This is a genomic window from Shewanella sp. UCD-KL21 (assembly GCF_001957135.1).
Lineage (GTDB): Bacteria > Pseudomonadota > Gammaproteobacteria > Enterobacterales > Shewanellaceae > Shewanella.
Window position 1 is genome coordinate 349220 of record NZ_MPHK01000001.1, and the last position, 20917, is coordinate 370136.

Annotated in this window: 19 protein-coding genes; 11 read left to right on the forward strand and 8 right to left on the reverse strand. The window is 36.3% G+C overall.

Features of this window, described 5'->3' with window-relative positions:
* Positions 1-102: 102 nt before the first annotated feature.
* Positions 103-915, forward strand: a complete 813-nt coding sequence (locus BM739_RS01480; protein WP_076536540.1) for a RecX family transcriptional regulator — start codon at positions 103-105, stop codon at positions 913-915.
* Between the two features lie 25 nt (positions 916-940).
* Here the strand turns inward: BM739_RS01480 and BM739_RS01485 are convergent, their stop codons facing one another.
* Positions 941-1120, reverse strand: a complete 180-nt coding sequence (locus BM739_RS01485) for a DUF6435 family protein (RefSeq protein ID WP_076536542.1) — start codon at positions 1118-1120, stop codon at positions 941-943.
* Between the two features lie 282 nt (positions 1121-1402).
* Here BM739_RS01485 and BM739_RS01490 point away from each other — a divergent pair, with 282 nt between their 5' ends.
* Entirely contained in the window at positions 1403-2374 is a 972-nt protein-coding gene (locus BM739_RS01490) for a bile acid:sodium symporter family protein (protein ID WP_254843439.1), read from the forward strand.
* Positions 2375-2409: 35 nt separating this feature from the next.
* Positions 2410-3120, forward strand: a complete 711-nt coding sequence (locus BM739_RS01495) for a DUF4937 domain-containing protein (RefSeq protein WP_076536545.1) — start codon at positions 2410-2412, stop codon at positions 3118-3120.
* Between the two features lie 66 nt (positions 3121-3186).
* On the opposite strand, the gene BM739_RS01500 is transcribed toward BM739_RS01495, so the two are convergent.
* Entirely contained in the window at positions 3187-3615 is a 429-nt protein-coding gene (locus BM739_RS01500) for a hypothetical protein (RefSeq protein WP_076536547.1), read from the reverse strand.
* A 363-nt stretch (positions 3616-3978) separates the two neighbouring features.
* On the opposite strand from BM739_RS01500, the gene BM739_RS01505 reads away from it, so the two are divergent.
* The 7 genes from BM739_RS01505 (at position 3979) to BM739_RS01535 (ending at position 12796) form a co-directional block, all read left to right on the forward strand.
* Entirely contained in the window at positions 3979-4731 is a 753-nt protein-coding gene (locus tag BM739_RS01505) for a hypothetical protein (protein ID WP_076536549.1), read from the forward strand.
* Positions 4732-4774: 43 nt separating this feature from the next.
* Entirely contained in the window at positions 4775-5464 is a 690-nt protein-coding gene (locus BM739_RS01510) for a pseudouridine synthase (protein WP_076536551.1), read from the forward strand.
* Positions 5465-5674: 210 nt separating this feature from the next.
* A complete protein-coding gene (locus BM739_RS01515; RefSeq protein WP_076536553.1) occupies positions 5675-5977 on the forward strand; it encodes a YkgJ family cysteine cluster protein in 303 nt (100 codons plus the stop codon).
* Positions 5978-6231: 254 nt separating this feature from the next.
* Positions 6232-6615 carry an STAS/SEC14 domain-containing protein gene (locus BM739_RS01520; protein ID WP_076536555.1) on the forward strand — a complete coding sequence of 128 codons (384 nt, stop codon included), beginning with the start codon at positions 6232-6234 and terminating at the stop codon, positions 6613-6615.
* Positions 6616-6797: 182 nt separating this feature from the next.
* Complete coding sequence (locus BM739_RS01525) at positions 6798-8021, forward strand: EAL domain-containing protein (RefSeq protein ID WP_083698032.1); 1224 nt, start codon at positions 6798-6800, stop codon at positions 8019-8021.
* Positions 8008-11394, forward strand: coding sequence for a PAS domain S-box protein (locus BM739_RS01530; RefSeq protein ID WP_076536557.1), 3387 nt, complete (start codon positions 8008-8010; stop codon positions 11392-11394). The genes BM739_RS01525 and BM739_RS01530 overlap by 14 nt, the downstream gene beginning before the upstream one ends.
* A gap of 112 nt (positions 11395-11506) precedes the next feature.
* The gene (locus BM739_RS01535) at positions 11507-12796 is read left to right on the forward strand and encodes a site-specific integrase (RefSeq protein WP_076536559.1); all 1290 of its coding nucleotides are present in this window, start codon (positions 11507-11509) and stop codon (positions 12794-12796) included.
* A gap of 1180 nt (positions 12797-13976) precedes the next feature.
* Here BM739_RS01535 and BM739_RS01540 read toward each other — a convergent pair.
* The 4 genes from BM739_RS01540 to BM739_RS01555 form a co-directional block, all read right to left on the reverse strand.
* The gene (locus BM739_RS01540; protein ID WP_076536561.1) at positions 13977-15182 is read right to left on the reverse strand and encodes a site-specific integrase; all 1206 of its coding nucleotides are present in this window, start codon (positions 15180-15182) and stop codon (positions 13977-13979) included.
* Positions 15183-15684: 502 nt separating this feature from the next.
* Complete coding sequence (locus BM739_RS01545) at positions 15685-15915, reverse strand: hypothetical protein (RefSeq protein ID WP_175609476.1); 231 nt, start codon at positions 15913-15915, stop codon at positions 15685-15687.
* Between the two features lie 505 nt (positions 15916-16420).
* Positions 16421-17128, reverse strand: coding sequence for a carbohydrate binding domain-containing protein (locus BM739_RS01550; RefSeq protein WP_076536563.1), 708 nt, complete (start codon positions 17126-17128; stop codon positions 16421-16423).
* Between the two features lie 470 nt (positions 17129-17598).
* Positions 17599-18381: a glutathione S-transferase family protein gene (locus BM739_RS01555; RefSeq protein ID WP_076536565.1), complete on the reverse strand. Its 783-nt coding sequence runs from the start codon at positions 18379-18381 to the stop codon at positions 17599-17601.
* Positions 18382-18618: 237 nt separating this feature from the next.
* Between BM739_RS01555 and BM739_RS01560 the strand changes: the two genes are divergently transcribed.
* Positions 18619-19296: a glutathione S-transferase family protein gene (locus BM739_RS01560; RefSeq protein ID WP_076536567.1), complete on the forward strand. Its 678-nt coding sequence runs from the start codon at positions 18619-18621 to the stop codon at positions 19294-19296.
* A gap of 131 nt (positions 19297-19427) precedes the next feature.
* Here BM739_RS01560 and BM739_RS01565 read toward each other — a convergent pair whose 3' ends face one another.
* Both BM739_RS01565 and BM739_RS01570 read right to left on the reverse strand, forming a co-directional pair.
* Complete coding sequence (locus tag BM739_RS01565) at positions 19428-20558, reverse strand: FAD-dependent oxidoreductase (protein ID WP_076536568.1); 1131 nt, start codon at positions 20556-20558, stop codon at positions 19428-19430.
* Positions 20555-20917 carry a Rieske 2Fe-2S domain-containing protein gene (locus tag BM739_RS01570; RefSeq protein WP_076536570.1) on the reverse strand — a complete coding sequence of 121 codons (363 nt, stop codon included), beginning with the start codon at positions 20915-20917 and terminating at the stop codon, positions 20555-20557. Before BM739_RS01570 ends, BM739_RS01565 begins: the two co-directional genes overlap by 4 nt.

Sequence of the window (20917 nt, forward strand, 5' to 3'; positions counted from 1 at the left end):
GCGAATAAGGCAGACATTTTACCGTGGCAAGAACTTCTAGTTCTGAACAGAGTAGTGGTCTGCTAAACTGCCTTTGTCATTTCTAATCCGATAAAAATTTTTATGCAAAGTAAGCCATTACGTCAAGCCAAAACCATCGAGAATGTTTTTAATAGTGCCTATTGGCACCTTGGTCAGCAAGATTTTACGATAAATGAAATTCGCACCAAGCTTGAGCGTAAAACCGAAAACCAGCAATGGATAGATACCGTACTTAACCAACTCATAGAAAATGGTTACTTAAAAAGTGACTATGACTTTGCAGTACGTTATTGCGAACTGGCTTTTAGTCATGAGCTGGGAAAAGCAGCGATAAAACGCAAGTTACAACAACGTGGTGTCGCAGTAACTGATATTGATAGCGCCATAGAGCAAGTAATGCATGAGCAAAATGTAGATCCATTGGAGATGGCAGCTACGCGACTGCAAAACAAATTTGAACACTTTCATGGTACTAACAAAGAAAAAGTCTACTCACAGATGACCACCAAAGGTTTTTCTCGCGCTGAAATTGATTACGCATTATCACAACACCCTCAAGTTGACACTCTGCGCAGTAAATTAGCCCTTAAAGCCGACAAAGCTGATGTAAAGTCTGAAATTATCAAGCTGTATAATAAAGGCAAAGGTAAAACGCTGATATTGCAAGAATTAAAACAGCGCCTTATTGATGTTAGCGATTTCGAAGAGCTGATATACCAACTAAGCCTAACTGAAGAGTTAGACTTTTATCTCAGTTGTAAAAATCAATTGGCTAAAAAGCGTTATGACTTATCGGACTATAAAGAAAAGTCCAAAGCCTATGCTTACTTATCTCGTAAAGGCTTTGATAGTGACGAAATTAAACAAGCCATGATTTTAGATGATGAAGCATAGCTTATGTCTATTTAAGCGTTAAAAGCTACTTGCTAGCTTGACGTTGTGCTAATTCAATCTGCTGCCAAATACTCTCTGCTGCCGAGGTAAGAGAGGCATAGCTTTTTATATCGCCTTTTCTTTGAGCCTGCATGGCTTGTTCTTGCGTTAAATCATACTGCTTACGTAAATTTTTAATGGGATCTCGTTTGAATAAGCCAAACATAGGTGAATCCTGTTTAGAGAGAAGATGCATGGTTATACGCCCCAACGAGGAAATGGTTTATAAAAGAGCAATTTTAATAGTCGTAAGTTTATATTTTGGCTGTTAAATTAAATTGCTGGTGGTCATGCTTGCTAACAGTGTTTGATCTCCCTAGGTTTGCTTTTGATTCGACACATTAAAAGTTATGAAAAAAATTCAACCTAAAAATCATTGTAGCAATAAGGTTTTTAAATAAGTTTACGTTTTAGAGCTGTTAAGGTTAAATTTTTTGATATGAATATAATGAGTAAATTAAAACAAGAATGGTTTTTAGTCGCTATGGTTGCAGCGATTGCATTGGCTATGGTGTCAGCGGATGTGGGTAAGTCTGGTGGGATATTACAGCTCGATCAAGTAACGGCTATTGGTATTGCCATGGTGTTTTTTTTACATGGGCTTAACCTGTCACCTAAGGCAATAAAAGCGGGCGTTACTAACTGGCGACTGCACCTTTATATTCAAACGGCCACTTTTATTGCTTACCCGATCCTGTGGCTGCTTTTTGGGGATTCACTTTTAGCCTTTATGCCTGCGGCGCTAGCGTTTGGTTTTTGCTATTTATTCGTATTGCCAAGTACCATATCTTCTTCGGTAGCGATGACAAGTGTGGCCAAAGGCAACATACCTGCGGCAATTTTCAATGCATCGCTTTCAAGCATTATAGGCGTATTTATAACGCCTTTATTTATTCAGCTGTTTATGAATCTCGATGGCGCCGAATTAAACCTGATGGATTCGGTGTTATCTATCGCCAAACTATTACTAATTCCAATGATTGTGGGCCAGCTTTTAAGGCCGTTATTACTGCGCTTTATTGAGAAACATAAGTCCGTGATAAACAAAATAGACAAAATCGTCATCATCTTAATTGTTTACAATGCCTTTTGTGATTCGGTTATTAATGGTATTTGGAGTGAGTTTTCAGCTTGGTTACTGCTATATTGTATTGCAATTTGTACCCTGGTGATGTTGTTTATGGTGCATGGGATCCAATGGGGCGCTAAGCGCTGTCAGTTTAATAAGGAAGATGAAATCGCCGCCGTGTTCTGCGGGACGAAAAAAACCTTGGCAGCTGGTGTGCCTATGGCGCAGGTTATTTTTGGATCTGATCCCGCATTGGGAATGATTTTGTTACCCATCATGCTGTATCACCCAATACAGATTTTTTATTGTGCACTGTTAGCTAATCGCTATGCAGAGCGATTAGCAAAATAATATAACTGATTAAATTTAATGCTTAAGGATGGGCAATGACAATTGTAAAACTGATTAGCTGCACTGTAGATGATGATAATGTTGCCGCTTTTACAGCAAGCCAATGTGCTTGGCAGCAATTAGAAAATTGTAGCGGATTTTTAGCTCAAGTAGGTGGCTGGCGCGCTGATTTAAGTCAATTACCATTGCAAAACCATGCTGCACCATTGCATGATAAAAACATCAATACCGCCGTGTTTTTCGGGTTTTGGCAGTCAACTGAAGATGTTACTGCCTTCATGGAAACCACGCACGATCAGATATTTACCGCTAATCATCAGGGTAAAACCTACCAAACCTGCCAGGTTAAGTATTTTGAAATGTTGCCAACATCGTCAAACTTAGTTGTGGCAAACCCCAACGCCGAGATTATCAGCCTTAGTCATTATGTGGCTGATTTAGCGAAAATGGCGCAACTGCAGCAACTTTACTTTGACAACTACTCAGCAAAGGGCTTAGTTGACTGCCAGCTTTTAAGGCCTCGTCGCTCACTTAAGCCTCAAGCTAGTGCCCAAGAAGATGCAAACGTAGAAGCAAAAGTAGAGTTCATGCTGGTTTGCTGGTGGAGGAGTCAAAAACAAGTGGTTTTAATGCAAAATAAAACCCAGCCGAAGCAAGAACAACAAGGGCAATTAACAGCGTTATCTGAACAGGTTATTAAGCTAGAGCCGAAATGGAATGTGCAAGCAAGAGGCATTGATAGCTAAGGTTATAGCAGACTGATGTACAACAGCCTGCTTAATCTAAATAAAAAATCACCGCTAAATAAAAGTCTATTTGTATTCAATAATACGAGCGATATAGCTAAATTTACCAGAGTCATTGCGATAGTTACGATACAAATCAACAGAGAATGCCTTTGGTTTATCTTGATCAATTTTTACGGCAATTTTATCACTTAACTTATCTATATTAGATTCATTGTAAACATAGAATTTGTTGACTTTTTCAAGCCCCAGCTGTTTAGCTTTGTGGCTTGTGGTATAAATTTCGCTATAAACATCTTTGACAAATCCTTGATAGGTAACGCGTTCAAAATTAGCATTTTTATCAACAGTGATAAGAATATCAGTTTGCTCATCCAGTGTGATTAACTGCTCCATTGCTGAGTCTAATTTATGATGGGCTGCTTGGTTCAATGTCGTTGCAGAAACACCTGCAGATAGTGAAATAAGTAATGCTGCAACCAAAGTCTTTTTCATTCTAATACCCTAAAATTTTTATTCGTAAAATATGTTTTAAACCACTTTAAATAGGTCGTTAACTGCTGTTTTAAGTGTTTATGATGATTTGTTTAAACACATCATAATCAATCATCAACGCTATGCTGAATGCCATATGAAGGATTGAACCCTACATATACAGGCTATGTTTAATGAGGTGTGCAATACTTAAACAATGAGGTTTAAAGGTTAATGACGTTTGAGCTGAAATAACCATGAATGTTGACTTAAGTTTAAAGCTTTAAAAACGTGCATGATAAAGCTAGGTTTTACTATTTAACCTATAAAAACAATGCTACCGTGTCGAAATAAGGTGATATTTGATATTGGAGTAGAAGTTAAATGGATGTAAAAATTAAGCTGGTTGCTTTTAGCGTGTTGTGTTTGAACCTTGGCGGTTGTGATCTCATCGACGGTATTTTACATCCCGAAGACGACGATGAAGACTCAAAAATAGACAAAAACTTTAGCTCTGATGCTCAACAACTGGGGTTGTCTGAAACGACCATTAAACGTTTATGTAACGCGACCGACAACATCAGCATTCATTGTGTCAGCACTTACAATGACGAAAATGCCCTAGAACTAAGAGTAGAATACACTTTTAATGATGTGTTATTAAAAAATAGTTATGCCAAAAGTACCAATGCTAGCCGAGTGATTTTTCATTTGCCTGCTGATGGCGCAATAGCAAAAATTGAATTTGAAAATAGCCGGCTATATGATTTTGATAGCGGTTATAGCTATACATGGTCTGAGCCCGCTGATTTTTCAACTGCAAATTTAGCAGACTCAAGTGAAGCGTCCGTGCTTGCATTAGAAAACGCCACCACAATTGAAGAAGTGTCAGATTCAGAGTTGTCCATTTTATCGTCCGCAGAATTTACCAATACAGAATACTCATTGACCGAAGCGCAAGATATTATCATTGCATCTAAAACCATGTTATTCCCAACCCTAGACGTCAATGTAACTAGCACAGGTATTACAGAGCCGACAGACGCTTCGTTTGTTATGTTTACCGCGGGCCACACCGCAATTTTATCAACTTACTCTTCAGCATTATCGACCGCAATTGAACAAAGCTGGAATTAAACGAGTTATTTGAAGCGATTATTGGCAATTGTATTAGGACCTTATGCGTTTAGATAAATTTGTATTAAGAAGCACTGCACTGACTAAAGCTCAGGTGATAACCGCGATTGAAGCTGGGCAAGTTTGTGTTAATCATGGGGTTATCAAGGATGTAAAACACCAAGTCCATGAGAATAACCTCATACAGTTAAATCATCAGACGTTAACTCCAAGGCCATTTCGATATCTACTTTTGCATAAATCGGCAGACAAGATTTGTTCAAATGTCGATGGCCATTATCCTTCATTGTTTAACGATATTGATATCGATAATAAAGACGAGTTACATATTGTTGGCAGGCTTGATGCCGATACAACGGGCTTAGTGCTCATTACTGATGATGGTCGATGGTCTTTTAATATTACTCGCCCTGAAATGAGCTGCGCGAAACTATACCGGGTAAGTTTAGCAAAACCGCTATCAACTCAAGCGATTAAACAGTTAGAGCAGGGGATTTTACTGGACGGTGAAACAAAACCGACATTGCCAGCCAAAATCACAACAGTAAACGAACGGCAGGTACTACTCAGTATTACTGAAGGTCGCTACCATCAAGTTAAACGCATGTTTTTTGCTGTAGGCAATAAAGTAACCCAGCTTCATCGTGAACAAATAGGTGAGATCAAATTAAATACCGCCAGTGATCAATGGCGTTACCTTACTGAAGCAGAGGTCAATTCGTTCAATAGCTGATGGATGTTTCATCAGCTTGGCTTGTCAGTGACAAAGAATGGCATAACATCGATAAATTGAGTCTTTAAATGACGATTGTCATAGTGAATAACACGTCGTTAAGCTATTATCCGCAGTATATAGTTAGGTTAATACTCTAGGTTTAACCAAAACGTAAAACATAACCTCAAAAGCCACTTCAACCTTGCCATTACTTATAAGCTGTAAATTATGACTATTGAAATCATGACCATTGTTGATCCAGAAATCACCTGTTCAAGTTGCCAAGCATGCTGCTGTAAACTTGAAGTCATGATTATTTCTGACACCGGTGTACCAGAACAATACATCAGTGAAGACAGCTGGGGTAGCCAAACCATGAAACGATTAGATGATGGATGGTGTGCAGCGGTAGATAGAGAAACATTAATGTGCACTATTTATGAAAATAGACCGTGGATTTGCCGTGAGTTTGAAATGGGATCTTATGAGTGTGAACAAGAAAGAACCCATATTGTTAAGCTAGACAAGTAACTTAGTTATAACTTGCAAGGCGGCACAGCTTTAGTAAGTGCTTTTATTTTAACTAAAACATATCTTTCAATAACATAGCCCTTAACAGTAATCACAAGCCTTTTGTTACAAACGCAAGATTTATAAACAAGTAGAGATAAGTTCGTAAAATAAATCACTATCTAATCAGATGAACAATAAAAGCTGACAAAAACTTTTATTATGCTTGAAAGCTGCTAAATTTAATTATACCCACAAATAAAAAAGGGTTTATTATGTCATCTGTAAAAACACATGGATTGAGTATTGGTATAGAACGGGTTAACGACGATGTGTACTTATCATTAAAGGCGACTGGCACTTTAACACATAACGATTATTTAGTGATAACGCCATTACTCGATGCGGCGTTAGCTGAGGTAAAACACCCAAAAGTAAACGTGTTTATTGATGGAACTGAACTTGATGGCTGGGAACTTAGAGCAGCCTGGGATGATTTAAAATTTGGCCTGCAACATAATAATGAATTTAAAAAAGTGGCTATTTGGGGTAATAAAAATTGGCAAAATTATAGTGCTAAAGTTGCAGCTTGGTTTATGAGTGGTGAGATACAGTTTTTTGAAGAAAAAGCAAAAGCGTTAGCATGGTTAGAAAAATAACTGTTTAATAACATAACGTTATTAATAATAACTTTTTGACAATTCGCTAATTAATTTAAAGGATACTAGCGTAAGTTTACTGTCTGTAAAATACTAAAAATATAGAAATTAGTTTATCTACCTGTTTTGTATAAGTGGTCTATACTCATAGTAAGAAATGGACATTCGATGGGTGGAACTGAGTGAAAAAGCATATTAACTCAATTTTAGTAGTAGATGACCAGCCAATAGTTAGACGAATTTTCACAAGAAGTCTAGAACAACTAGGATCTTTTGAAATCATCGAAGCTGCTGATGGATTAGAAGCATTTAATTTAATCAAACAAAAACATTTTGATTTGATATTTTGTGATTTAAATATGCCCATTAAAGATGGATTATATTTACTTCAACGGCTCATCGAAATTCAATATACCAGCCCTATTGTATTATTTAGCGGAGAAGGTGAAACGTTACTTAATTCTGCTAAAGTATTAGCAACTTATTATCATCTTAATATTCTTGGTGTCGTGCGTAAACCCATCACCGCAACAATGCTGAGTGAGTTTTTAGTCAAAGCCTGTAATGCTGATAACAAGCCTCAAACACAAGTCATCGCAACCCTCACATCGAAACAATTAGAATACCACTTAAATAAAGGTAATGTGCTCGCTTATTTACAGCCACAATATAATCTTGACACAATGCAAATTTGTGGCTTTGAAGCATTAGCAAGAATAGTTGATGGTGATAAAGTGATTTCGCCTTCTCAATTTATACATGCAGCAGAAGAAAATAAATTTATTCTACGCATTACCAAAGCTGTTGTTGAAGATGCCATAAAAAACTTTTCTCAATTAGATGTAAAATACCGGACTTTAAATTTATCAATTAACATATCAGGTAAAGTTCTTGATGAAGAAGACTTGCCTTTTTGGTTAGAAGAAGTAACAAGTAAACATAATATATCAAGCAGTTCAATTACTTGCGAACTTACTGAAACAGCGATCCCCTCAAACCCATCGGTGATGATTGTAGCTTTACTGAGATTACGGATGATGAAATTTAAACTATCAATCGATGACTTTGGTACAGGCTTTGCCTCACTAGAACAATTACATATGTTACCTTTTCATGAACTGAAAATAGACAGATGCTTTGTTGAAAATATTGTTACCAATACTAAGTCTCAAGCTTTGTTTACACGCAGTATTTTACTTGCCAATGATCTTAAAATGACAGCTGTTGCAGAGGGCGTTGAATCAAAAGAAACTGTGGATGTAATTAAGAAACTGGGTTGCAATATTGCTCAAGGATTTTATTTCTGTAAACCTTTCCCTGCCAATAAAATCATAGCGACTATTAATAAGGAGGGGCTTGATTACGGGGTGAAATTTCAAAGGGAATTAACATGTGAAGGAGCTTAAAAAGTTTGCTATTATTTTTATAATATATGGAACTTTGTTGCTTGCTGCTACTGTTTTTTTAGCTGGCAATATAATGGCACTTACTTGTTTCGTTACTGCTTGGCTGTTAATCTTTTACCTACATTTAAGTAAGTTTAATAAACATGAACTAGCTATTAACGACTGCCCAAGTACCCACTCTAAAAAAGAAGTTATACCTAAAAATCTGAATGATGAGCAAATCGAAAAAACATTTAATGTCTTTAATGAACATATCATTTCACAATTAAGTAAAGATGGTTATATTTTAATAGACAAAGACGGTTTTATTTTAAATGTAAATAAACAAGTCGAAAGCTATTTTGGTTATTGTAAAGCAGACATAATAACCAGTCATTTATCACTATTTTTATTTTTTACTGAACCTACTCATCAAAAAACAACTAACACAATGATTGAGCGAATTAAAAAAATAGAGAGTAAACCTGAAAGGTTGTATTTCTTGAATCAAGTTGGTTCATATATCCCTATCGAAATGTCAATTAATAAGCTGCCACAAAAAAACACAACATTGTACCACGCGCTAATAAGGGATATCACCAGTGAACAAGAACAATTACAACGTGAAATAGATTTATATATAAAACTATTTAATAAAGAATTGATTTACAAATCAGCCTTTAATAAAGCTGCAATTGGTATAGCAAGAGTAAGTGTTGATTCGTATATTGTTGAAGTTAACCCAATGCTGTGCGAAATTTTTGGTTACAACGAAAAAGAGCTTTGTAAGTTATCATTAAAAGATTTGATAGTAGATACTGATATAGAAAAGTCAGAAATGCTAATTAGGCAATTACTTAACAAAGAGCTTGAGTCTTTTAATGCTGATAATCAGTATGTTAGGAAAGACGAGAGTAAGTTTTTGGCGAACACATCAGTATCATTAGTCTGTGATAATGTCACAAATCGACCTATATATATGATCGCGGTAATTGAAGATATATCAGATCGTAAAAATATAGAAACAGCAATAATTAATATAAGTAAAGAAAGGGAAGAGCTATTAGCCGGACTCACTATCGCATCAGAAGCAGGAGGTGTAAATAATTGGTCATTAGATTTAGTTACCAATAAATTAAAATGGGATGAAGGTACGCGCCTGCTATATGGGATTGATTTAGACCAACAACTTGTTTACCAAGATTGGCTTAACATTGTTTATCCAGATGACGTTATAGAAATTAAACATCATATTTTAGCTGCGATTCATAACATGTGCTCTTTTAAAATTGAGTTTAGAGTTTTTAACGTTGAAACCAATGAATTAGTTTGGGTTCAGTGTGCGGCGAATGTATCTTGTAATGAAGATAATACGCCAACAATGATGTTTGGCATCAATATTGATATTACCCATGAAAAATTAATTCAAATCGAGTTAGAAAAAGAAACCCTAGCGGCAAAACATGCTAACGAAGCTAAATCTAGACTCCTAGCAACTATGAGTCATGAGATCAGAACACCAATGAATGGTGTTATCGGCATGATTGATTTACTCAGACAAACTCACCTAGATACAGAACAAAAGCGTATGACGGCAACGATAAAGGATTCCTCGTTTTCATTGTTAGATATTATTAATGACATTCTGGATTTCTCAAAAATTGAATCAGGACAAATCGAACTAGAGCTGACATCGGTAAGCATTCTTTCTTTAATAGAAAGAACGGTAGATACACTCTGTATCAATGCAAATAAAAAAAATATACAGCTATATATTTGTCCTGACTTAAAAATCCCCGATAAGGTAAAAATCGATGCCGTACGCTTCAGACAAATAATTCTTAACCTAGTAGGTAATGCGATAAAATTTTCTAGCTTAGAAAGAAAAGGAGTAGTAATTCTAAAAACTAGATTTGATTGGATGAGTACTTCATTGGTTGTCGATGTCATTGATAACGGTATTGGGATCTCAGAGTTACAGCAAGAAAAATTATTTACACCTTTTATTCAAGCTGACACATCGACTACAAGAAAATTCGGTGGCACAGGTTTAGGATTAAGTATTTGCAAATCCTTTAGTGAATTAATGGGTGGTGAAATTAAATTAACGAGTCAATTAGGAAAGGGCAGTTGTTTTAGACTTTCAATACCCATCACTAAAAATAAGAATGCGAAATCTGAATTTGAACATTTAGATTTTAGTGAATACCGTTTTTATATTGTTCATGAATCGAAAGAACTTTCCCAGTGTTGTCAGGACATAATCGCTCAACTAAACCCTTTGCATGTTGGCCATATAGAAATTGATAAGCTAGAGAATTTGTGCGCCATAAAAGATGAACAAGTTGTAGTGATTACGTCTGCAGCTGATAAAAATAATATTTTAGAATCAACAAGCTTAAAAACATTAATTTTGAATCCACATCAGATAAACAATAATGCCTACATTGATCCACTGACCTATGTGGTCAAATGTGTGCCGTTAAAACCCAGCGAGTTAATCCATGGTTTAGCGGTATTATGTGAACTTGAAAGCCCAACGCTAGATCTAAACGATGAAATCGAGGAAGCCCATAGGGTAGAGCTACCGCTTAAAGTACATAAAAAACAGAATCACAAGCTGATTTTGGTCGCAGAAGACCAACCGACCAATAGATTAGTATTAAGCAATCAATTAGAAAGTTTAGGTTATGAACATGAAATAGCAGTAGATGGAAATGCTGCATATAAATTATGGAAAACAGGTAGGTTCAGCTTATTACTTACTGATTGTCATATGCCGAATATGGATGGGTTTGCACTAACAAAAAAAATTCGTAAAGAAGAAAGTCGTAAAGGGCTGAGCCCAACGACGATTATTGCCGTCACAGCCAATGCGCTAGTTGGTGAATTTGAAAATTGTATTAGGGCAGGGATGAATGATTATATTGCTAAGCCTGTTGAATTAAAAATGCTAAAAATTGCCCTGAGTAAATATATGAGCCGGGACAAAAATACACAAGCTTTAGGGGAGGTTGTAGATTGTGCTGAGCGCAATAAGGCTAATGATAGTATTGATTTTAAGCACTTAATTAAAATTATTGGTACCAATGATAAAACAATAACTGACGAAATTTTATTAATGTATTGGAATAGTGTTACCCAAGACACTAAAAAGTTGGTTGAAGCAGTAGAGGAAGGGCAATCTGATTTGATAAGAACCAGAGCACATGCATTGAAAGGGATATCGTTTTCGACAGGTGCTGCTGTTATTGGGGAAACGTTTAAATGGATTGAGAAAAACGCATCGAACATTGAAGATATCAAACAAAAACTGCATACAATTGAGAGTGAAATACTAAGAATAAAGGACTTATTAGTTAAACGTGGAATTTTACAAATCAAAGATTCGTAAGTACGTCATGGGATTCTAGTAGTAAAAAAATTGATTTTAATGCCGATAAATAACGTTATCGGCATCTTGATAATGCTAGAATAAATACATGTTTTAATTGAATATAAAGTATATGGATTACACTCTACCACCAGTTTTACCGCTTTTTGACTCAGCTAACTTCTTACTTGAAGGTAATAGTGTCGTTAATCAGTACATCACTCAAATTTCCCTTGATAATGTAACTGATGCCGGGTTAATTATTGAACATTGCTCCGATTGGTTATATGAGCAACGGCATAGCGAAAATAACTATAAAGCCTACCGAAGTGAATTAACCACATTTCTACATTGGTGTTTTGATGTGGCTGTTATATCGCCAATACTGGTAACTAGAAAAGATATCGCCAGGTATATTGCATACTGCGAAACGCCACCCAATGAGCTAATCGGTTATTTTAATGTGCCACAATTTAAGCTGGAAAAAACCATAAATGAAAGAGTTCCAAATCCACAATGGCGGCCATTTGTAGGTAAAAAAATACTAGGAAAACCACAACCGTATAGTTTGAGTGATAATGCACTAAAAACCAAAATAGCCATAGTGTCATCAATGTATAGTTATTTAATTAGTGAAGAATACACTGAGAAAAATCCTGCACAATTATGGCTCAAACACAGTCGTTTTGCAGTTAAGAAAAAATACATAAAAGATGACGATGATAATCATCATGCTTTTACTGAACTACAATGGTCATACGTGGTTTCAACAGTTTCTGAGTTAGCAATATCACAGCCAGAAAAACATCAACGTAGCTTGTTTTTAATTAATTTACTATATAGCTGCTATCTTAGAATTTCTGAAATCAGCGCTAGAGCTGGATACTCGCCATTAATGAGTCAATTTAAAAAGAATCCGCATACTGGTGTTTGGTATTTTTATGTACCATTTTCTAAAAGTGGCAAAGCAAGAAATATTGCTATTTCTAAATCGTTACTAACAGGACTTAAATCCTATAGAGAATATCTAGGCTTGTCAGCATTACCAAGTGCCAATGAAACGCATCCGATTTTTGTTAGACATAAAGCTGCGGGTCATGGTCGAGATTCTGGAACGCTAAATGCTAACCTAGGGATCAGACAAATTCGTGAAGAAATTAATACCTTAATAAATCTCGCAGCAGATAAGGCGTTTGAAGATGGTTTTGATTATGACAGTCAACTGATGAGAAAACTGACCGCACACAATATTCGTCATACCGGAATTACTCATGACATCAATTTAAACCAAAGACCATTATCACATGTTCAAGCTGATGCAGGCCATGAAAGTATTGATACCACGTCACAATATTTGCACACTAGTCAAACTGAACGTGATCAAAGTGCACAAAATAAACCATTTAATCATTTAGCTGATTAATGTTATCAAATGTGGACATTTAACAGGCAACGCTACGTGAAATCTGAAGATGTCATCAAGGTTATGTGGCTCAGAATTTAAAATAAGGGCATATTTAAAAGCTATGTTAGTTGTCTAATGTAGCTTTAAAAGCCTTCATATATTCCTACACATAACTACGCACAATGTATATTATGTTAAATAAGGTGTATCTTTGTGGATTCGCAACTTCATATTGTGACACCTGCCATTTAACTTGAGAATCTCAGGCTTTTGACTGTCACATATTTCAATGAGTTATGTATTTTGTGAAAAACACATTTTGAACGTCAACGTGAGATTTGTTTACAGTTATGGACTTATAAATGAACTGCGGTTAAAACTAACTACTGCTGAAAAAGAGTTTGTGGTCTTTTAAATTATCTAAAGTCAAAGGAGAGATTTTTAATCGCTATATTTGAATGTCATAAATCTATTAGAAGAACTTATTCAGAGTCTTTTTTAAGCTTTTTAGAGGATCTAACCCTATTGTAATGAGATCAACTGGATCAATTAGATCATTGTTCATAAACTAATTATGATACTTTAACTTACTGTATTTTATAAGATTTTACCTGAAAATGTATACGATCGAAATGTTGTGCTACACACGCTGCTACACACCTTCCAACTTGATTTTGGATCAATATTTGGGCTTTGAGAGTATTAAAGGACTTTATAGATCCCACTCATTATGGCCTATCTATAATGAGAATGTCACTATACACAGAAAAGTGAAAGAACTGAATATATTATTGAGTCAGCAAAACTAATACCACTGAGTTGAAAACACAAACGTTAGCATTCGCTACCCAGGTTATTCAGCTTTCTGCGTTACAACTCGCCTACTACTTTATCGCTTAAAACCAAAATCAGGATTAATGTTCCATAACGATCAAGACTTCACCATACGAGTGTACAATTGTGTCGGCTACTGAATAAGTGAAAAATCGATTGCATGAGTAGCCTTGTGTTTGTTTAAATAGCGCAGTTGTAGAATGATTTTTACCATTCTAAATTATGATGAGTGTGGATATTTAAAAATATATCCAGTATTACAAGCATAAACGACTTCATGTAACATTCAGGAAAGAAATGCCAATTTACTATGAAAAATGACAACGTCAGATATCCGTTTATGCTTGATCAGAATAATCACTGGTTAGTCTTCTAATATACAAATTATGTTCAACCATTTTTCAAGTGCTACTGTTTTCTCATTTATATACTGGCTGCGATTATAGATCCCTGCAACACCGTTAATAGAATGGCCTAATAAGTGTTCTACAATATGTGGCGCTATACCAATATCGCTAAGGCGAGTTGCCAATGTTCGCCTTAAATCATGAAGCGTCCACTTTGTTTCATGATTTAATTTTTGCCAAATTGAACTGCCATATGCGCTGACTGCTTCTGATCGTTTTAACTCACCTAAGACATACCCAGATTTTTGATTTTTTTCTTTCAAAGTTTTAAGCCATGGATAAATACTTTTTGGAATTGGACGTATAATCAACTCTGAAGTTTTACTATTCACTTTAGGCACTGTCCAAAGTCCTTTGTTGAAATCCCATTCAGTCCATGTTGATAATCTGATTTCTTGTGTTCGTGCACCAAATACAATCAACAACCAAACTAAGTTGCTGTAGTATTCTTTAAAATATCCACATTTAACTTGGTTAATAACATCATGTAATTCAATTTCAGTAAGTACCCTATCCCGCTTATTCTGCTTTCTACCCACATCCGTGATAGATAAGTCATCAATAACATAGCTTTTGGCATACTCTCTTTTTCTACAAAATAGTAATGCTTGTTTTGATGCTTGCAAGACTTGACCTGCAGCAACAGGAGCTCCCTTTCGTTCATTAGAAATACCTTTTTTTATTCGGTCAAAACATTCCAGCCATTGTGGTTTGGTTGTTTTCTCTAATGGATACTTACCTAAATAAGGATATAAGTGGCGAGAAAATTGTGCTCTATGTTTATCAACATTTTTTCGATTTTCTGTGGCATATTCCACTAACCAATATTCAAGCGCATCTTTAACTGTGACAGCCTCTTTACGTTTAACTTTAACTAATGATAACTCGACAGTTGGATCTTCACCATTGTCTAACCATTTACGACACTGATCCCTTTTAGCTCTAGCTTGCTTTATCGACGTTTCAGGATATTTCCCTAAACTAACCCACTTAGGATTTGTTTCTCGGCCACCAAGCCTATAACGAAATACCCAACCAATAAAACCTTTCTTTGAAATACGAACAGATAAGCTACCACCATCAGCAATGACAGATTTACCTATATAGGGTTTTCCCAAAATTTTTCGTAAAAACGTGTCAGATAATTTATTAACCGCAACCATACAACCTCTACTATCCTACAACTATTTTTTCTTGATGAATTAAAAATTCACAAACACTTTAGAATAATGTTCATCTATTACATCTGAACGATCTATTAAAAACAAATAATACGTGTTCATTTTATTTGCACAGTATTTGAGTATTAAATTTAACTGACATTTTCATAAAGTAAAATTAACAATACTAGCAAAAAATACATGCGCTTGTATTTGTGTAAAGTGTCCTTGAATACTCAATAGAAGATAAACTTATTGGGAGCCTAATGATTAGATGGTTAAAAATTTATAAGGTAATGAAAATGACAGACTAGATTAGAGCCTGTATCACTCATTTTTTACAAAGTTAACTTATCAAGACGCTAAGCATCCCCGAGTCAACCGGGCACTATATCAAGCTTATCGAGCATATTAACGTTCCCAATTTAGGCCGCTATATTTAATTTTGTATTTATAAGGCTTTGATACTAATCATCTGTCATCCAATCCAAATTGGGTAACGCATTCAATGGATATAACGTAATCCATTGAATGTCTTATTGTTTTTCATAATATCAGATACTTCAATCGCCAGGGCACAGGCCATCCATTGAACTGCTTCTTCACGTGGTGTGCCCGTCATAACTAAGCGCATTAAGGTTTCTTTTACCTTTTTGGGCTCACCATCTACGATTTGATTTTCGATTGTTTCGATTAAAGTTTCTTCAGTCATGTAACTATCTTGCTGGTTGTCCATTATAAATTCTCTGTTAAGTACTTAACGCCATTATCTCGTAAACACACAGAAAACAATAGAACTAAAAACAATAAATTTATGGTCGGCATAATAAAGTTAAACTGGGTAATAATCGTAATGTAACGAATGAAAACCCGAGCACTATAGCTTTAATCATTTAAAAATATGGAATATTTTGCGTTGTTATCATTTGATTAATGTCGATATTTACCAAGTATAATGTGATTTTAATAAAAACATAATGCTGCCAGTTTAAATAAAAGGAATGTTGACGGTTAATTATCAACATTCCTTTTAATGAAATTACAAATAGACTTATAAAGGTTATGTAGAATAAAACTGATGATTTCAATTAATCTACAAACAGTGCCTGAGGTCATAACTTGTTTTAATACCCCCTACTCGATATAAGCCCATGCTTATTTTGGTGTTATTAACTAAACTAGCTTACTAATGTTAATTATTATTTTTAGCTTACTTATTTAGCATATAAACAGAGTCTATTTTATTCTACAGAGGCCAACTTAAGTACAGCGTCGTCTAAATATATATCGACACCAACTGTAGCGTTAGAAAAATAAACTGATAGCTCAGTTAATTCACAATCAGGGGTGGTAAATGTGCCACTTACTAATGTCCAATAACTGTCTGATACTATAACTGCAGGGCCTGCATCAGTGTAAACTGCCTCTGAGTCTTCACAAGTTTGTTTGATGTTAATACTTACATTTTCGCTTTCTGAACCTGCAACTCTTATCCAACCGCTCATATCATAAGTAGTATTGGCAACGCCTTGACCAAAAAAGTCGTATACAGGCCCTTGCCAATCATTGGTGCGCGAATTAACTAACGCAGACTTATCACCGGTATGCGCAAAATCAGTGCTTTGTTCAATATTTGCTCCACGTTGCCCAACCATTTTCCCCGATTCAAAAGTTGAACTTATTGTCGCTTTAACTTGAGCTAAACCTTCACTAATTGCCGTTTGAGCAAACAATTGATAAGTTTGGCCTGACTCAACCAGACTCAATATATTTGTTGAAGGACCTTGGTATTCTTGGGTTCGTGCAGTACCCACTAAGCTTTGCGTACCTGCAAATACCTTAGTTGTTATTGAAACATCTGATGTGTCGTAACCATGCCAACATGAAGCATCAATTTCAAAGTCACTGTTAGCTAAAAGGCTATCTCCAAAACTATCAGTGTTTGGCATTAAAGCTTGTGGTCTAAGACTTACTGCATCTAGGTATAAATCTTCACTTATCTCTGGGCCTTCTACAGTTAAAGTGGCTTTGACTAACTCACAATCTGGCGCAGTAAATGGCCTGTTAATTGGCTAAACTCAGTGTTGCTGGCTACAGCTGAATTAACAACAATATTAAGTTGAATATATGAGGCAGATTACTGACTAAAACCGTAAAAGGAAATGATGTAAATTGAACATATCTAACAGGAACTATGGGTTAACCAGTCAGTGTAATTGCCATATATGCCAATCAACGGGAATTAGAGTAAAGATATAAAAATGAAGCAGTACATGCTTGCGATACCGGTTACGTTGAGGTGCACTAAAGTTAACCTTTTATATAAACTAATGCCGCTCACCTTAAGTGAACGGCATTTTGCATGGCAGCAAAGTTGATCACATATTAGAGACTGATAACTTCAATGCTGATTACCCCCTCATCGATTAATTGATAAAGGTGGTAACTCATCTGCTTGTGCCATTAGTTGAATATAATCTTGATTATGCCATTCAACCATTGCTGTTTGGTATGCATCAGTTGCTCGGACTCTTACTATCCATTGCTCTATTTGAGGATAGTCTTCCCACAGACCATTTAGTTGCAATTGTTCTAGACGTTCAATGTAGGGGATATACGAGTAATCAGCCAAGCTAATCCCCGAACTTACGATCCAGTCACTATTTTCAAGTGAATTAGCTAAGTCTTTTATCAACTTTTTATAAGCGAGAATCGCTAATTGTAATCGTGGTGATGAGGTACCGTTTGTCACCATATCCCGCATGAGTATTGCCCTCGCAGGATCAGGTATCGAAGCTAAAAAATCTTCTAAGGCGGCTTCAGTGCTATGACGATTTAATATTTGATGACGAAAAGCCAGACAAAAACTAATAATGGCAATTTGTTCATGTAAACCGGCATCTAAGCGGGTTAACCACCCTCTTAATTCCGCTTTTTGCAGCGGGCTTTGTGGCATTAAGGGTTGCTGCATGAATACTTCGTCAAGGTAATAACAAATGACATTTGACTCGGTGATGACATGGTCATCGTGAGTTAACACCGGGATAATGGCTTTAGGATTTACTTTTCTAAAATCTGGTTTAAATTGATCACCTGCACGCAAGTTTAAATGAATGCTTTCCCAATCTATTCCTTTGTGAGCGAGTACCAAGCGTACTTTCTGAGCGCAGACCGACATGTCGTTATGGTAGAGTTTAATCATATTTTTTCTCATAGAAATACTGTTATTAATACAAGTTACTTTATTAAAGCTGAGGCTAAAAATTGCTTTAATTGATATAAACTATTGGCATTTCAGATAGGTGGTATTGATATTGGCGTTTAGTGTTTCCAATGTTAATTCGTTATGCTCTATTATCAAAAATGAATAAAAAAAGCTGTTAAATCATAAGTTAAATTTAGATTTAGCAGATAATTTTTTTTAAACAGGGAAATACCAATGAGTAATATCGTACTTTATATGTCGCCCGGTAGTTGCGCTCGTGTCAGCGCCATTGTATTAGAAGAGCTTGGTCTTGAATTTGAATCGCGGGTGGTGCGGTTTATGAAAGGCGAACATAAACAGCCGCAATACAAACTAAATAATCCTAAAGGTAAAGTACCGGCGCTGGTTTATAACGATCAGGCTCTCACTGAAAATGTTGCCATCATCACTTATTTAAATAAATTACACGGCAAGCTATTACCTGAAACAGGTAACGAACTCGATTCAGCAAAACAAATTGCTGACTTATGTTTTTGTAATTCAACCCTGCATCCACTCGTGACTCGTATTCGTATGCCAAGTTTTTTTGCCGGAGATGAAAATGCTAAACGGGTGCAAGATATTGCAATCAATGCAATGGATGAGTTTTTTCACTTAATAGATGACCGATTAAGCCATCAAGACTGGTGGTATAAAGAACAATACTCAGCAATGGACGCATACCTGTATTGGTGTTTTTGGCGTGTTCAAGGCGCTGGTTATCACGTCGATAAATTTCCAAACTATTGTGAGCACGCAAAAAAAATGGAACAACGTCCTGCCGTGCAGCGCGCCATAGCGCGTGATGAACAGGCTGCAAAATTACTCGAAAGTGAAGGCCTACTTTTTAAACCTAAGCCAATAAAAGGTTAAGCTGTAAATTAATAAAAGGCTGGAGATATCAATGCCCTATCCTTTTAGCTAGCCATAAATAACAGCAACCTCATTAATTAACATAAAAAAAGCCCAGCGCTTAACGCTGGGCTAGCATAGGGGAAATGCTATTAAATCGGTTGTGCCAGTTGTCTCATTGAGTCGCGCATAATTTCGGTGTGTTCTTGCTTATCGCCACCTTCAATTTCTATTTGCGCTAATCGTGCTGAGTTTTCAACTACCATACGACAACGGTCCCAACGACGGGCTTGGAATGCCGCCAATGCTTGCTCAACTGTTACTTCTTTAGCCAGTTCTTCGGCTAATACTATGGCACTTTCAATACCAATGCAGGCACCTGATGCTAAATGTGGCGTAGTGGCATGAACCGTATCACCAATCATGACTAAGCGATTCTTATACCAAGGCGCTGGCACTAACAAATTACCAAGGGCACGGAAATCAATAAGCGAATCTTCGTTAATCATCGCGGTTAATTTCTGAATAAACGGCGCAGGAAAGGTAGACATTAACGCAGTTAACTTTTCAACATACTCTTCAGGTTCAACATGTTGACGTTCTTTTTTGTCTTCGGTTAAAAACAAATACATTTCATCAGCTGACATTGGGTTTACACCGACTTTTAAATTAGGTCCCACCCACATCATGGTATTTTCAACTTCTGGTAGCCGCGGTAACACTGCGCGCCAAACCCCTTGTCCAACATATTGTGGCTCTGCGGCTTCAGGGAAATAGGTTTTACGTACTTGGGAAAATACGCCATCGGCGCCAATGACTAAATCGTAGCGTTTTGAAGTGCCGTCAGTGAAGGTAACATCAACGCCATCATCAGTTTGTACCATGTCAGTATAAGTGCAGCCGAGTTTGACATTCGTACCCGATTCAAGGGTTTTATCAGCTAATATTTTGGCAAGAACTGGACGCATAATGGCACCAGAACTTGGTATATCTTTGTCGCCAATTAAAGGCGTTGGTAAATGCGCTAAATGCAGCCCGTGAGGCGCATATAAATCTAGACCACTATGCGCATGACCTTGTTTAATGAACTCTTCAAGAATCCCAAGGGTTTTAAACGCGCGTAGAGTCGCACCACCAATACTGATCCCTGCACCATCGGTGCGCCAATTTGGGTCGATTTCGACCAAATCAGTTTCAATATTGTTCTTTCTTAATTCAATCGCAGCCGACATTCCAGAAAAGCCACCACCGATAATCAAAACATTCTTTACACTTGGGTTCATAATTTGAACTCCTTTATTATTGTAGATTCAATAAATATTTCATTTTCAGCTGAAATTTGAACGGGTATTTTGTCAAGGCCTTGCCCCAAACAAGGACCTTGTACACATTCACCATTATCGATATTAAAGAGTGCGCCATGTGCGGCGCAAACTATGTAGTTACCAGCACCATCAAGATATTGGTGCTGTTTCCACGGTAATGAAGTGTCATTGTAATGAGGACAAATATCTCGATAAGCGAATAACTCACGCCCTTTACGAACAATAAATAAGGTGTCATTTCCTGTGTTATCAGGATCGAACCCTTTTGCTTGTCCATCGGCAATATCATCGAGGCTGCCTAACAATAACCTTTTCAT